Source organism: Mesorhizobium sp. NPDC059025, from assembly GCF_042739655.1.
Taxonomy (GTDB): Bacteria; Pseudomonadota; Alphaproteobacteria; order Rhizobiales; family Rhizobiaceae; genus Mesorhizobium.
Genome location: NZ_JBHYIM010000005.1, coordinates 94,576 through 107,903, shown reverse-complemented (window position 1 = coordinate 107,903; position 13,328 = coordinate 94,576). Strand labels below are relative to the sequence as shown.

Here is a 13,328-nt window from a genome sequence, read left to right as displayed (position 1 = left end):
ATTCTCTTTCCCCCGTTCACGGGGAGAAGAAAGATGATCCGTCCGGCCACCACGTCGACGACCCGCATTGCCCGCCGCGCTGGCGGAACGAATGCGGCTGCGCGCATGGTGCCGGAGGAAACGCCGGTGGCGCTCTCCTATGCCGGCACCACCCATGCGGTGATGATGGCCTCGCCCGCCGACTTCGAGGATTTCGCGCTCGGCTTTTCACTGACCGAAGGCATCGTCGGCTCGCCGGACGAGATCGAATCCTTCGAAGTGCAGGACGTCGAGGCTGGCATCGACATCCAGATCCGGCTGAAGGACAAGGCCAACACACGGTTCGAGGCACGGCGCCGGCGGCTGGCAGGTCCGGTCGGCTGCGGGCTATGCGGCATTGAATCCATCGAGGAAGCAATGCGCTCGGTCGACGCCGTCGAAGCGTCGCGACTGACCTTGACCGCCGACGACATCGCCGGCGCGGTCAAGGCGCTGTCGAAACAACAGCCGCTGCATGCCGAGACCGGCGCGGTGCATGCCGCCGGCTTCTACCTGCCCGGCAAGGGGGTGGTGGCGGCGCGCGAAGACGTCGGCCGTCACAACGCCCTGGACAAACTGGCCGGCGCCCTGGCCAGGGCCGGCATCGATGGAACGGCTGGCGCGGTCGTCGTCACCTCGCGCGTTTCGGTCGAGATGGTGCAGAAGACTGCGGCTATCGGCGCGCCCTTCATCATCGCCGTCTCGGCGCCGACAGCACTGGCCATCCGTACCGCCGAAGCCGCCGGCATGACGCTGGTGGCGCTGGTGCGCGGCGACGAGTTCGACATCTTCACCCGCCCGGAGCGGGTCTTGAGCGGAGTTTCCCAACATGTCGCATGATGAGGATCATGTCGCCTCCACGCGCGAAAAGCTGGTGCGGATGGCCAACCAGATCGCGACCTTCTTCCACTCCAAGCCGCGCGAGGAAGGCATTGCCGGCGTGGCCGAGCACATCAACAAGTTCTGGGAGCCCCGTATGCGCCGCCAGATGTTCGAGATGATCGACGCTGGCGGAAAGGGTTTCGACGAGCTGGTCCTTGCCGCGTCGCCACTGATTCGCCGTCCGGCTCCGGAAGAGCGGCCCGCCGCCTGATTTTGACGGCGGATTGCTGTCCACCGACCCGTCTTTGACACGTCTGCCGCTGTAAAAAGCCCGGAGTCCTTTGCGAGTCGCCGATTCCTTCGTCGTGCGCAGCACCCAGAAAACAATCCATCTGTCCAAATTTTGGCCACTTGTCATGGATTTTTTCCAAGTAGCAACGCGCATCCAATGGTTGCGGATTCCTGACCTTTATTTTTCTGCCTCTAATTTAGATCGAAGAATATTAGAGATACATTCAAAAACACAAGAATTGAATCGAACCACAGCTCTGGATCTGCCCTTGTAAATGTGACGTACGGCGTACAGCGCTACGCACATGAACAATAACTTCTTGACTTAAGAATACTTGTGTTTAAGCGTTTCCTTATTCAGTAAGGAGAGGGCTCTCCGCATGAAAGGTATTTTACCTGGACTTGCGTTTCTTGGGCTTGCGGCATCTTCTTCTGTTACGTTCGCCGCAACGCAAGGCGTGATATTCAATGGAACAGTGGCTTCTGTCTGCGTCCTGACGGTCGGCTCCAACGGCACGATGACCGTCAGTCCGAACCTTCAGTCCCTCAGTTCACACAACAGCGGCGGCACGGCCGGCACGGCAAATCTTGCAACCACAGGCGGTGTGACGCTCAGCGTCGATTCCGCCGTGACCGGCGTCACCACACCGGCCGCCGACAGCGGCACCATCGCGTGGACTCCGACCTACGCGGTCTCAGGTGCGCACAATTTCCCGGAAGGCGGCGCTTCTCATGCATTGACGGGACCCGGGACGTCCGTGGTGACCGTCAATCTGGCCGGTGCCAAGACGGGCTCGGATACATTCGTGGCAGGCAACTACCAGGCGACGGTTACGGTTCGCTGCGAACCCTAGAGCAGCTCGAAAGGGACAATGATGATCAGCAAGCGCCTGTACGGGCCCTTGGCCCTGTTGTGCGTCCTTCCGGCAGCGGTTTCGGCTCAGTCGATGTCGCCGATGCGTGGCGAAATCATGAGCTTCTCCAATGCCTTCGCCGTGCGCGTCTACCCGGCCAACCCCTACAAGCAACGCATCAAGATCTCGGTCCGCGTCTACGACCAGGATTTCTACCCGGTCAAGGACGCGCGCGTCAGCCCTTCCGAATTCATGCTTGGGGGCGATGCCTCGCGTCCGGTTCTCGTCGTCGTTCCATTCAACGGCACAACCGAGCGCAAGGTTCGAATCTGCACGGAAAGCATCCCGTTTCCAAATGATCAAACCCAGATAAGGGCACAGATATGCGGAAAGTTTCTTGGACAAAGACGCTCCTGACCACGCTTGCGTTGATCGGAGCCGGCGCATGGCAGGCCGACGCCGAGGATGTCTACAAGCTCGTCCAGAACCAGAACGGCTTCGATCTGCCTGGGGTGGCTCTCCCGCAGGGACAGGATGAAGTGCGCGCGGCAGACGGCACGACATGCAGCTCATCGATTTCCGGCTCCGGCGCGTATCTCGACATGGGCGTCATCAGGAACAGTGCAGCCGTGAGCACACAAGACATGGCGGCTTACGGCCGCGTGGTGATCCCGCTCGGCAGCAGGCCTAAACGACTCGATTGCTCCAAGCTCTACAATCTGGAGGTCGAACGCCTGCAGATAGAACTCGACCTGATGAAAATGGGGGTCGGTCCCGATGCCGGCATGACCACCGCATCGACCGCGCAACCGGCATCGACGACGACCACCGTTCCGGTGAAACGTCAGGCCAAGGCACAGCGCAAGAGCAAGAACTGGGTATCCGAGGGCTGGAGCGCGCGGGGCGACGGCAAATAGCCGACGGAGTGCCACGATGTCCTGCACCTCCTTGCGTATCGCTGCACTGCGCCTGACAGCCGCGTTTGCGATATCCGCGCTGGTCACCACCCCCGCGTCCGCGGCCCTGGACGGCACCTGCACGATCATGGTGACACGGACCGGAACCCTGGTGACAAATGCCAACACGTCCGTGCTGAGCTCAAAACTGGCCGGCGGTGCTTCCGCCACCGCCTCCATCACCATCCAGCCCGGCCTTCTTGGTGTCCTGTGCAGCCTCGCTCAACTGCTGAACTGTTTCGCCCTGTCCGTGGTGCCGCCGGCCAGCTTTTCGAGCGCGCCCTCCGGCGGCGGCACCAATGTCAGTTTCAATACGGTCTTCCGCATCGACGGCAGCGCAACCGACCAGCCCCAGAATACCCCGGTCACGGTGCTGAACGGCCCACACAGCGTTCAGATCGACCTGATCGCGACCAAAAGCTCGGGCATCTACGCCGCCGGCAATTACCAGGGGACCGTGACGCTGCGCTGCGAGTGAGGTGCCTCATGGCTTCAATTGTCCGCGTCGCGACGCTTGCCGTCCGCCGCGGTAGCGGCCGGGGAATGCCAAGTCTCCATTGATTATTTCAGTCTGTAAAATTTGTCTGAGCGGCCGCCGGCATTTTCTGCTATGATCAAGACAGGGATCGTCTGGTTGGCGGGCAGTCGCGTGAGGTCGATCGAGACCAGATACGCGCGTAGCGGGGATGTGCGGATCGCCTACCAGGTGGTCGGCCAGGGTTCGTTCGATCTCGTCTTCGTGCCGGGCTTCATCTCCAACCTCGACCTGCATTGGGAAGACGAGGGTTACAGCCGCCTGCTGAGACGGCTCTCCGCCTTCTCGCGGCTGATCCTGTTCGACAAGCGCGGCACCGGGCTTTCCGACCGCGTCGACAGCCGCCACCTGCCCAGCCCCGAAAGCCGCATGGACGACGTGCGTGCGGTGATGGACGCTGCCGGCAGCGGCCGCGCGGCATTGCTTGGCGCGTCGGAAGGCGCGCCGATGGCGATGCTGTTCGCCGCCACCTATCCGGAGCGGACGCGAGCGCTGGTTCTCTATGGCGGCTACGCACATTTCCACAAATGGGTGATGCCGCCGGAACGCCTGGAAACCTTCCTTGAAACAGCCGATACTTCGTGGGGTACCGGCGCGACCTTGCCCAGTTTCGCGCCGGGCCGGATGGACGACACACATTTCATCCAATGGTGGGCACGGTTCGAGAGGTTGTCTGCCAGTCCGACCGCCGCATCGGTTCTTGCCCGCATGGATGCCGGGGACGATGTGCGCGGCATCCTGTCGACGATCAACACACCGACACTGCTCATCCATCGCCACAATGATGTGCGCGTCGACCCCGAGGCCAGCCGTTTCCTCGCCAGGAAAATCCAGGGCGCACGGCTCGTCGAGATCCCCGGGCGTGATCATCCGATCTGGACAGGCGACGTCGACCGTGTGGCAGACCTCATGGAAGAATTCCTGACCGGTCAACCGGCTGTAGCCGACACCGAACGTGTGCTCGCCGCGTTGCTGGCGACGCGTATCTACGACACCGCCAGACTCGGCGACCGCATGTGGAGCGAGCGGAGCCAACGCTTCCACGAGACATGGCGACTGCTGGTCGGTCGCCATGGCGGGCGCGTCGCCGGAATGCATGGCGAGCTGATGATTGCGCGCTTCGACGGGCCGGCGCGCGCCATACGCTGCGCGGCCGCCCTGCGCGAAGCGGCGCAGCAGATCGGGGTGGCGAGCGCACAAGGCGCCCATGTCGGAGAGATCGAACTGCGTGGCCAGCCGGCCGGGCTGACGGCACGGGTGACCATGCAGCTCGCGACGCATGCGTCGCGCGGCGACATCATCGCCTCACGGCTGGTCGCCGAACTGGCGGTCGGCTCCGGCCTGCGTTTCATCGACGCCGGCCACGTCAGCCTCGACGAGCTGGGCGAACCGTTGCCAGTGGTCCAGGCAACCTCGGAACAACATCTGGAACCGGCCTGTCGTTCCAAAGCCAGACCTTTGGAGCCAGCCACGCTGACGGCGCGGGAAACCGAAGTGGTGAGCCTGATCGCCGACGGCAAGAGCAATGCGGCGATCGCCGCCGAACTGAAGCTCAGCGAGCATACGGTGAAGCGGCACGTCGCCAACATATTGCTCAAGCTCGACCTTCCGTCGCGGGCAGCCGCGGCGGCCTTTTCGGCCAGGCATGCTGGCCCGGACGGGCCATGAGAGCCATGGCGCTTTCGAGCGAAGCGCTCGGAGCACCTTGAGGCTTACGATTTGTCTCCATGCAGGCCAGGCGATGTCGCCGTTACGGCCCTGCGAATGGAGGATGAAATGCTGAGACTGATTGGCAAGACCGGATTGCTGGCATTGGCGGCAGCTGCATTGCTGGCGGTCGCGCCGGCGCGCGCCGAAGATGCTTCGGCAACAGCCGCCTACAAGGACATCCAGGCCACGCTTGGCTCGGTGCCGGACATGTTCAAGACATTGCCGGACGCCGCCGTTGCCGGCGCCTGGGCCGAGATCAAGGGGATCCAGCTCAATCCCAAGACCGCGCTGGACGGCAAGACCAAGGAGCTGATGGGACTTGCCGTGGCATCGCAGATCCCCTGCCAGTACTGCATCTACTTCCACACGCTGGCGGCCAGGGCCAACGGTGCGAGCGACGAAGAAATCAAGGAGGCCGTGGCGATGGCGGCCATCGTGCGCCACTGGTCGACGATGCTCAATGGCGGCCAGGTCGACATGGCAACCTTCAAGAAGCAGACAGACGCGCTGTTCGCCGGCGCCAAGCCGAAGTCGCAGTGACCAGGCTGCCCGGCGATGGGCGTCGGGCGGCATCCGATCCAATCGAACACCCGGCCGAACGGGTCATGGAGATCAAAAATGCTGACCAAGACAAAAGCAGTGGACGGTGTGGCAATCAAGAAGGCGATCGAGGGGCGCGACGGCAAGATGTTGTCGAGCTTCTACGCGGACGATGCGCTGGTGCGCGTGATCGACCGCAACAACCCGCCGAGCAAGCCGCGTGAGATCCGCGGCCGTGCCGCGATCAGCACCTTCTGGGACGATATCTGCAGCCGGGCGATGACCCACAAGGTCGACACCACCATCGCCGAAGGGGACAACCTCGCCTTCACCCAGGCCTGCGCTTATCCGGACGGTACGAAGGTGTTCTGCGCAGCGACACTCGAGCTGAAAAACGGCCTCATCGCGCGGCAGACTGTCGTGCAGGCCTGGGACGAATAGATCAACGGCGAAGCCCCGGCCCGATCAGTCGGGATGGGGCCCTGTTTCAGAGTGTTCGGGTCGCAACCAGGGAGGAGAACATCATGTTCAGCGCCAGATGGCAGATCGATGCCAAATTCGGTCACAAGCAGACCGTACTAGAGCTGATGCGGAAATGGGAACGCGAGATCGGCTCGCAGGTCAACATCGCCGACCTCAAATTCCAGATCATGACCGGATCGATCGGCGCGCGCGAGGCGACGATCGAGACACATCACCAGGTCGAGAGTCTTGCCCGGCTGGAGGAATTCTTCGCCAGGATCGGCAAGATCGACGCGCACGCCAAATGGGGCAAGGAGATCGAGCCCTATGTGGTGTCAGGCTCGAGCCTCTGGCAGATCTTCCGGGTGGTGGAGTAGCGCTTTCTCTTCCTTCTCCCCGTTCACGGGGAGAAGGACCCAAGAGCGTTTCCGTTTTTCACGGAAACCCGGAAACGCTCTGACTTTTTTGTTTTACGCAATTCCGGACGGAAAACCGTTACACACTTTTCCTGGAATTGCTCTACCCGTGCGCCACCATGACGTGGCGCACCGCGGTGTAGTCTTCCAGCGCGTAGACCGACATGTCCTTGCCGTAGCCGGACTGCTTCAGGCCGCCATGCGGCATCTCGTTGGTCAGCATGAAGTGGGTGTTGATCCAGGTGCAGCCATATTGCAGGCGGGCGGCGGTGGCCATGGCGCGCGAGATGTCCTTGGTCCACACGGAAGAGGCAAGACCGTAGTCGCTGTCATTGGCCCAGCCGACCGCCTCGTCGACGTCGGAGAAGCGGGTGATCGAGACGACCGGCCCGAACACCTCGCGGCGCACGATCTCGTCATCCTGCAGGGCGCCGGCGACAACTGTCGGCTGGAAGTAGAAACCCGAGCCTCCGCCCGGCTTGCCCCCGGTGGTGATCTCGATGTGCTTCAGCTCCGAGGCACGCTCGACGAAGGAAGCGACACGGTCGCGCTGGCGCCGCGATATCAGCGGCCCGATCTCGTTCTCGGTGTCGTCGGCCTGATCGTATTTGATGGTCGATACCGCCGACGACAGTTGCGAGACCAGCTTGTCGTAGATTTTCCTGCCGGCGTAGATGCGGCAGGCGGCAGTGCAGTCCTGGCCGGCGTTGTAGTAGCCGAAGGCGCGCAGGCCGGTGACGACGGCGTCGAGATCCGCATCATCGAAGACGATGACCGGGGCCTTGCCGCCCAGCTCCAGATGCGTGCGCTTGACCGATTTGGCGGCCGCCTGCAGCACCTTCTTGCCGGTGGCGATATCACCGGTGATCGAGATCATGTTGATCTTGGGATGATTGATCAGCGGGCTGCCGACGCTTTCGCCACGGCCGAGCACGACGTTGACGACGCCTTCCGGCAGGATATCCGCAAGGATGCGGGACAGCTTCAGCGCGGTGAGCGGTGTCTGTTCCGACGGCTTGAACACCACCGTGTTGCCGCCGGCGATGGCTGGAGCGAGTTTCCATGCCATCATCATCAGCGGATAGTTCCACGGTGCGATCGAGGCGACGATGCCGATCGGGTCGCGGCGGATCATCGAGGTGTGGCCCGGCAGATACTCGCCAGCCACCTGGCCGGGCATGGAGCGCACCGCTCCGGCGAAGAAACGATAACAATCGACGATGGCCGGAATTTCGTCATTGAGCACGGCATTGATCGGCTTGCCGCAGTTCAGTGCCTCGAGTGCGGCGAATTCCTGCGCCTCGGCCTCGATACGGTCGGCGATCCTGAGCAGATAGGCCGAGCGCTGCGCCGGTGTGGTGCGCGACCACGTGGTGAAAGCCTTCTCGGCGGCGGCGACCGCGCGCTCGATCTGCGCTTCGCTTGCTTCCGGCAGGCTGAGGATGGTGGCGCCGGTGCGCGGGTTCAGCACGGCTTCCTCGGCCTCGGCGCCCTTTTCGAACGCAGCGCCGATCAGCATCTCGGTATCCATGACAATCTCCCTTCGAAATCGATCTTATTTGCCCGACCCGGCGACCTGGTCGCCGTCGCGGGTGAGGTAATAGGCAAGCAGGATGGGCAGCAGCGTCACCAGCACGACCACCATGGCCACGACGTTGGTGACCGGACGCTGGCGCGGCCTGATCAGTTCCTCCAGCATCCAGATCGGCAGCGTCTGCTGCTGGCCGGCGGTGAAGGTGGTGACGATGACCTCGTCGAAGCTCAGCGCGAAGGCCAGCATGCCGCCGGCAAGCAAGGCCGTGGCGATATTGGGCAGCACGACATGCCGGAAGGTCTGGAAACCGTCGGCGCCAAGATCATAGGACGCCTCGATCAGCGAACCCGATGTGCGGCGGAAGCGGGCGACCGCGTTGTTGTAGACCACCACAACGCAGAAGGTGGCGTGGCCGAGCACGATCGTCCAGAACGAGAACGGGATCTCGGTGAGGGCGAAGGCGGAACGCAGCGCGATGCCGGTGATGATGCCGGGCAGCGCGATCGGCAGAATGACCAGCAGCGAGACCGTCTCCCGGCCAAAGAAGCGCGAGCGCGAGACGGCGGCCGCGCACAAGGTGCCAAGGATCAGGGCAACCAGGGTCGAGATCGCGGCGACCCTGACCGAAAGCGACAAAGCCTGCCAGACATCGGGCCGGTTCCAGGTGACCGCGAGCCATTCCGTGGTGAGGCCGGGCGGCGGCCATTGATAGCTCTTCTCTTCCGTGGTGAACGCGTAGACGAAGATCAGCAGGATGGGCAGGTGCAGGAAGAGCAGGCCGCAGGTGGCGGCGATCTTCAGGCCGAGCGGTGCCGACTGGCTGCGGTCAGAGCGCATCGAAGGCCCCCATACGCTTGGCGCCCCACAGGTAGAAGCCCATGATGACGATGGGCACCACCGCAAAGGCGGCGGCGAGCGGGATGTTGCCGGCAGTGCCTTGCTGCGAATAGACGGCCTGGCCGATGAACAGGCGCGACGTGCCGATGATCTGCGGCACGATGTAGTCGCCCAGTGTCAGCGAGAAGGTGAAGATCGAGCCGGCGACGATGCCGGGCAGCGCCAGCGGGAACAGCACATTGCGGAACGTCTGCCCGGGGGAGGCACCAAGGTCGGACGAGGCCTCGACCAGATTGCCGGGCACGCGTTCGAGTGCGGCCTGCATCGGCAGGATCATGAACGGCAGCCAGACATAGACGAAGGCGATGAAGGTTCCAGTCGCCGACACCGACAGCGAGTTGCCGCCGACATAGGGCAAGGCCAGCCAGCCGTCGAGCAGCCACAGCAGGTGCACCTTGGCGAGAAACCAGGTGAGGATGCCTTCCTTGGCGAGGATCAGCTTCCAGGCATAGACCTTGACCAGATAGCTCGACCACAGCGGCAGCATCACGGCCAGATAGAACAACGCCTTCCAGCGGCCCTGCGCGTAGCGGGCGGCGTAGTAAGCAATCGGGAATGCGACGGCGATGGAAGCCAGCGTCACCAGAGCCGCCATCGTGACCGTACGCACGATGATGTCGAAATTCGCCGGCTGAAGGAGATCGGCATAGGTCTTCAGCGTGAACTGACGGTTGATGAGGCCGGAAAACTCGTCGATCGAGAAGAAGCTCTGCAGCAGAAGCGCAAACAGCGAGCCGATATAGACGACGCCGAGCCAGAGCAGCGGCGGCAGCAGCATGAGCACGAGCAGGAAACGCGGCCGGCGCCAGAACAGGTCGGACAGCGCACCCAGCATGCCGCCGCGGGCGGGCAGGATCGCGGATGCCGGCGCGTCGCGCGTTGCGGTGACGGAAGCGATGCTCATGGGGCCTCGTCCATCATGTGGATGGCATCGCGGTTGAAGGTGAAGGCAATGGCGTCGCCCTGCTCCGGCACCGCCGAGCCCGACGGCACGCTGGCATGCAGGCGCAGCCCTTCCGTATCGAGCGCCAGCCGCGTGGCGGCGCCGAGATAGCTGACGCCGGAGACCCGGGCCTGGACGGTGTCGCCCCCTGTTTCGCGTGTGATGCGGATCGCTTCCGGGCGCAGGCTGCCCCAGCGGCGCTGGCCGGCATAACGCTGTACGAAATCCGGCGGCAGTACGTTGGAGGATCCGACGAAGTCCGCCACGAAACGTGTCTTCGGCCGCTGATAGATTTCCTGCGGCGAGCCGACCTGCATGATCCTGCCTTCGTTGAAGACCGCGACGCGGTCGGCCATCGACAAGGCCTCGCCCTGATCGTGAGTGACGAAGACGAAGGTGATGCCGAGCGCCTTCTGCAGCGACTTCAGCTCTTCCTGCATGTTTTCGCGCAGCTTGAGGTCGAGTGCGCCGAGCGGCTCGTCGAGCAGCAGCACCTTGGGCTGGTTGACCAGCGCGCGCGCCAGAGCGACACGCTGGCGCTGGCCACCGGAGAGCTGGCCCGGGCGGCGCGCGCCATAACCCGGCAACTGCACCAGCGCCAGCGCCTCTTCCGCCGCCTTCAAACGCTCGGCCCTGCCGACACCCTTGACCATCAGGCCGTAGGCGACGTTGTCGAGCACGTTGAGGTGGGGAAACAGCGCATAGTCCTGGAAGACCGTGTTCACATTGCGCCGGTAGGGCGGCACGCCCTCGGCGCGTTCGCCGAAGATCGAAATGGTGCCGGCGGTGGGTTGCTCGAAGCCGGCGATCAGGCGCAGGCAGGTCGTCTTGCCCGAACCGGAAGGGCCGAGCATGGCGAAGAATTCGCCGGCCGCGATGTCAAGGTCGAGCGCGTCGACTGCTTTCACAGCGCCGAAGTGACGGGCGACTTTCTGGAAGGAAACAGCTGGGGTCATCTGATCTGCGATCATTGTTACAAACGATCATGCCTGTCCCGGCTGCAAGACAGCCGTCGGGCAGACGCGGTCACCTCCGCCAGGGAGGCTGCGCCGAAGGGCGGGCGAAAGCTCAGGTCCGCATGGCTCCCGACCCGCCCCTGCGGGGCGACCCTCCCCGGTTACGGGGAGGGGATGGGAGGTCAACGCCCGCCGATGACGCCGATATAGTCGGAGACCCAGCGATAGTAAGGCACGCACTGGTCGTTCTGGCTGGCGCATTTCGAGGTCGGGGTACGCCAGAACTTGATCTTCTCGAACTGGTCGAAACCGTTGGTCTTGCAACCCTCGTCAGTGAGCAATTCGTTGCCCTTGCAGGCGGCCGGCACGACTGGAAGCGAGCCGAACCAGGCCGAGACGTCGCCCTGCACCTTCGGCGACAGCGAATGTTCGAGCCACATATAGGCGCAGTTCGGATTGGCGGCGTCGGCCTCCATCATGGTGGTGTCTGCCCAGCCGGTGGCACCCTCTTCCGGAATGGTCGAGGCGACGGGCTGCTTGGCGGCAACCAGCGTGTTCACCTGGAACGGCCATGAACCGGAAGCAACGACGCCTTCGTTGCGGAAGTCGTCGACCTGAATGGCGGCGTCGTGCCAGTAACGGCCGACCAGGGTGCGCTGCACGCGCAGCAGGTCGAGTGCCGCCTTGTACTGGTCCTCGTTCAATTCATACGGGCTCTTGATGCCGAGATCCGGCTTGTGCGCCATCAGGTAGTTGGCGGCGTCGGCGATATGAATGGGGCCGTCATAGGCCTGGACGCGACCCTTGTTGGACTTGCCGTCCGAGAGCGTCTGTTCCTCGAAGACGACGTTCCAGCTCTTCGGCGCTTCCTTGAAGAAGTTGGTGTTGTACATCAGCACGTTCGGACCCCATTGATAGGGAACGCCATAGTGCTTGCCGTCGACCGTGAACCAGGGTGCATCCTTGATGCGGTCGTCGACCGTCTTCCAGCTCGGGATGAGGTCGGTGTTGATGGGTTGCACGCGCTTGCCGGCAACGAGGCGTAGCGAGGCGTCGCCGGAGGCGGTGACGAGGTCGAAACCGCCCTCGTTCATCAGCGAAACCATTTCGTCGGAGGTGTTGGCGGTCTTGACGTTGACCTTGCAGCCCGACTTCTTCTCGAAGTCCGAGACCCAGTCATAGGCCTTGTCGGTTTCGCCGCGTTCGATGTAGCCCGGCCAGGCGATGATGTTGAGCTGCCCCTCGCCCTTGCCTACTTCCTTCAAGGCTTCCTGCGCCACGGCCTGACCGGCGAAGGTCAGCGCGATCGTCAGGGCAGTGCATGATTTGAGGAAAGAATTCATCGTCGTCTCCCATCTCAGGGGCCGCGCTCTGACGGCGGCTTCGCTCCCTGGAATGAAAGGTGTCGTGAAAATGCAGCTTTCGCAAATTCATTTATCAGAAAGGCGATATCGGTTTTTCCGATAGCTAATGGCTTATTGCCGCTGCCGGATCGTGCGCTGCGACTGGGCGATGCCGATGAAGTCGCGTGCCGGCTGCGCGAGGCCCGAGCCGCGCCGCCAGACCATGCCGACCTGGACGACCGGCAGCGAACCGGAAACATCCCGCGATTCAATACGATCACCTTCCAGCGACCACGGGCGATAGATCAGGTCCGGCAGCAAGGCCACGCCGGCACCAGTGGCGACAAGGCTGCGCACGGCCTCCACCGAACGCGTCCGGAAAGCGACATGCGGCCTGGCGCCGATCGCGGCCAGGAGCTTGCCGGTGTTCTCCTCGATCTCATCGATGGTCAGCATGATCAGCGGTTCGCTGACGATGTCGCCGACGCCGATGATGTCGGCGCCGGTCAGCCGATGGCCGAGCGGCATCCACAAACGATAGGCCGACACCTCGAGGATTTCCGATTGCAATGCCGTGCGGTCGCGCAGGTTCGAGATCACCATGACCGCGACGTCGAGCTTGCCGCCGACCAGCAGGTGCTCGAGATAGTCGCCATTGTCCTCGATCGCCGTGATCTCGACGCCGGGATAGGCGCGGCGATAGCGCGCCAATATGTCAGAAAGGACATAGCCGGCGACAAGCGAAGTGACGCCGAGCTGTAAGCGACCCTTGGTCTGTTCCTGCTCGCCGAGGAAGGTTCTGCGCGCATCCGACACATCCGACAGGATCTTGGTGGCGTGGCGCAGGAACTGGTGACCCTTGTGGGTGATGTTGAGGCCACGCGAATGGCGCTCGAACAGCTCGACGCCGAGGTCGGTCTCCAGCTCCTTGACCGCTTCGGTGACGGAAGACTGCGAGATGGACAGTTTCTGCGCTGCCCGTGAGACCGAGCCCTGATCCGCGACGGCGACGAAGAACTGAAGCTGCCTGAGGGTGAATGCCATGCCGTCG

General features: G+C 63.2%; 16 protein-coding genes. 10 read left to right on the top strand and 6 right to left on the bottom strand.

All coding sequences use genetic code 11. The features are described 5' to 3' along the window. Positions 1–33 precede the first annotated feature (33 nt). The 10 genes from fdhD to ACFWYE_RS14080 all read left to right on the top strand — a co-directional run bounded on the left by fdhD (position 34) and on the right by ACFWYE_RS14080 (position 6,565). Entirely contained in the window at positions 34–858 is an 825-nt protein-coding gene (gene fdhD / locus ACFWYE_RS14125; protein WP_379064421.1) for a formate dehydrogenase accessory sulfurtransferase FdhD, read from the top strand. After that, on the top strand, positions 848–1,111 hold the full coding sequence (locus ACFWYE_RS14120) for a formate dehydrogenase subunit delta (RefSeq protein WP_379064423.1): 264 nt from the start codon (positions 848–850) through the stop codon (positions 1,109–1,111). Before fdhD ends, ACFWYE_RS14120 begins: the two co-directional genes overlap by 11 nt. 496 nt (positions 1,112–1,607) lie before the next feature. Beyond that, on the top strand, positions 1,608–1,985 hold the full coding sequence (locus ACFWYE_RS14115; protein ID WP_379112121.1) for a hypothetical protein: 378 nt from the start codon (positions 1,608–1,610) through the stop codon (positions 1,983–1,985). 21 nt (positions 1,986–2,006) lie between these two features. Next, on the top strand, positions 2,007–2,402 hold the full coding sequence (locus ACFWYE_RS14110) for a hypothetical protein (protein ID WP_379073208.1): 396 nt from the start codon (positions 2,007–2,009) through the stop codon (positions 2,400–2,402). Then, on the top strand, positions 2,369–2,902 hold the full coding sequence (locus ACFWYE_RS14105) for a hypothetical protein (RefSeq protein ID WP_379064425.1): 534 nt from the start codon (positions 2,369–2,371) through the stop codon (positions 2,900–2,902). The genes ACFWYE_RS14110 and ACFWYE_RS14105 overlap by 34 nt, the downstream gene beginning before the upstream one ends. A 16-nt stretch (positions 2,903–2,918) precedes the next feature. Further along, a complete protein-coding gene (locus tag ACFWYE_RS14100; protein WP_379064427.1) occupies positions 2,919–3,419 on the top strand; it encodes a hypothetical protein in 501 nt (166 codons plus the stop codon). Positions 3,420–3,551: 132 nt separating this feature from the next. Beyond that, complete coding sequence (locus ACFWYE_RS14095; RefSeq protein WP_379112119.1) at positions 3,552–5,144, top strand: alpha/beta fold hydrolase; 1,593 nt, start codon at positions 3,552–3,554, stop codon at positions 5,142–5,144. A 108-nt stretch (positions 5,145–5,252) separates the two neighbouring features. Further along, positions 5,253–5,726 carry a carboxymuconolactone decarboxylase family protein gene (locus ACFWYE_RS14090; RefSeq protein ID WP_379064431.1) on the top strand — a complete coding sequence of 158 codons (474 nt, stop codon included), beginning with the start codon at positions 5,253–5,255 and terminating at the stop codon, positions 5,724–5,726. A 78-nt stretch (positions 5,727–5,804) separates the two neighbouring features. After that, positions 5,805–6,167, top strand: a complete 363-nt coding sequence (locus tag ACFWYE_RS14085; protein WP_379064433.1) for a nuclear transport factor 2 family protein — start codon at positions 5,805–5,807, stop codon at positions 6,165–6,167. An 83-nt stretch (positions 6,168–6,250) separates the two neighbouring features. Further along, complete coding sequence (locus tag ACFWYE_RS14080; RefSeq protein WP_379064435.1) at positions 6,251–6,565, top strand: hypothetical protein; 315 nt, start codon at positions 6,251–6,253, stop codon at positions 6,563–6,565. Positions 6,566–6,707: 142 nt separating this feature from the next. On the opposite strand, the gene ACFWYE_RS14075 is transcribed toward ACFWYE_RS14080, so the two are convergent. From ACFWYE_RS14075 to ACFWYE_RS14050, 6 genes are all read right to left on the bottom strand, one after another. Then, positions 6,708–8,135: a gamma-aminobutyraldehyde dehydrogenase gene (locus ACFWYE_RS14075; RefSeq protein ID WP_379112117.1), complete on the bottom strand. Its 1,428-nt coding sequence runs from the start codon at positions 8,133–8,135 to the stop codon at positions 6,708–6,710. A 24-nt stretch (positions 8,136–8,159) separates the two neighbouring features. Beyond that, a complete protein-coding gene (locus tag ACFWYE_RS14070) occupies positions 8,160–8,975 on the bottom strand; it encodes an ABC transporter permease (protein WP_379112115.1) in 816 nt (271 codons plus the stop codon). Continuing rightward, positions 8,965–9,939: an ABC transporter permease gene (locus ACFWYE_RS14065; RefSeq protein ID WP_379064441.1), complete on the bottom strand. Its 975-nt coding sequence runs from the start codon at positions 9,937–9,939 to the stop codon at positions 8,965–8,967. Before ACFWYE_RS14065 ends, ACFWYE_RS14070 begins: the two co-directional genes overlap by 11 nt. Beyond that, on the bottom strand, positions 9,936–10,934 hold the full coding sequence (locus ACFWYE_RS14060) for an ABC transporter ATP-binding protein (RefSeq protein WP_379112113.1): 999 nt from the start codon (positions 10,932–10,934) through the stop codon (positions 9,936–9,938). The genes ACFWYE_RS14065 and ACFWYE_RS14060 overlap by 4 nt, the downstream gene beginning before the upstream one ends. A 182-nt stretch (positions 10,935–11,116) precedes the next feature. After that, positions 11,117–12,277, bottom strand: a complete 1,161-nt coding sequence (locus tag ACFWYE_RS14055; protein WP_379112111.1) for an ABC transporter substrate-binding protein — start codon at positions 12,275–12,277, stop codon at positions 11,117–11,119. Between the two features lie 132 nt (positions 12,278–12,409). After that, positions 12,410–13,321 (bottom strand): LysR substrate-binding domain-containing protein, encoded by a 912-nt coding sequence (locus ACFWYE_RS14050; RefSeq protein WP_379064447.1) that lies wholly within the window; start codon positions 13,319–13,321, stop codon positions 12,410–12,412. Between the last annotated feature and the right edge of the window lie 7 nt (positions 13,322–13,328).